General features: G+C 58.0%; 1 protein-coding gene. It reads right to left on the bottom strand.

All coding sequences use genetic code 11. The features are described from left to right. Positions 1-45 precede the first annotated feature (45 nt). Positions 46-1,000: YwqJ-related putative deaminase (locus tag ACWF6P_RS31815; RefSeq protein ID WP_452623707.1), on the bottom strand; the 955-nt coding region annotated here is incomplete at its 5' end.

Raw genomic sequence — 1,000 nt, 5'->3', positions numbered from 1 at the left:
GCCCATCTTTCCGCTCCATCAACTCGATATTTACCCGGTTCAACTCTATTGCCTCCCGGTAATGACATTAACCTTGGGTGGAATGATCCCACTACAATTCTGACATGCCGTGAACGCGCCTCCTTGAGTTCCGGCCGCACTGCTCCGCCCCAGCTTTATGGTCGCAATACTGATATCGGCCAGGTTCAGCGTGGCCGGATTCGGCACTGCGTTGTAGATGTAGTTCAATGACTGAACCTCCGCGTGCAAGCCAGGTATCCCTGCCATGGTCGGAAACGAGTCGTGACTCGCAATATAGCCCTCGATCTGCCGAACTGTCTGGCCATTAAGCTTCTGACCGGACCTGCCATACTCGCCAGCAATCGCATCCATAAATTTACCCTGATCGACAATCACAAACGTATCGCCATCTGCAGACATCTTGACTCCCGGAAACGTCGGCACCTTTGCAAGAATGTTGCTGAACGGGGGAGTTTGAATGCCAAGCGCGGCAGCCCCCCCTACCGAGACTGCAGGATTTTTGCTTCCCTCCGCGATGAGCAACCGAGCCTCGCCTAGCGCTCGCGCCTCGACACTGACAGCAGATCCCATTGCGGCTGGCGACGACACACCCGTCAGGACTGAGGCCCCCGTCCCTACAGGCATACCATTCAGACCGGCATAGACCTCCGCCGCGAGTATAGTCAGTTCGTTTGCACAAAGGACGGCATTTGCTACACATCCAGCGGCGATTCCCGGACCGAACAGCACACCACCCAGCACACCACCGAGCGCACCTCCGACATAAGGGGCGGCGGCATTCATCATCGCCGACGCTTGATCGGCATTAGCGCCCTGCGCCTGCATCAACGTTTGCAGTAACTTGGGGTCGCATGGCTTGGTACCGCCGCCGCACGCTATATCGAGTGCCTTACGCAGCGGATTCGCGGGCATACCGTGATCCGCCAACCCGTTGTTCAGCGCTTCATTCTGCGCCGCCGCAGCCCCGCCCTGCGCATTC

Source organism: Rhodococcus sp. NPDC055024 (assembly GCF_053608585.1).
The sequence above is the reverse complement of the archived record's forward strand: the minus strand, read 5'-3'. Positions and strand labels throughout refer to the sequence as shown.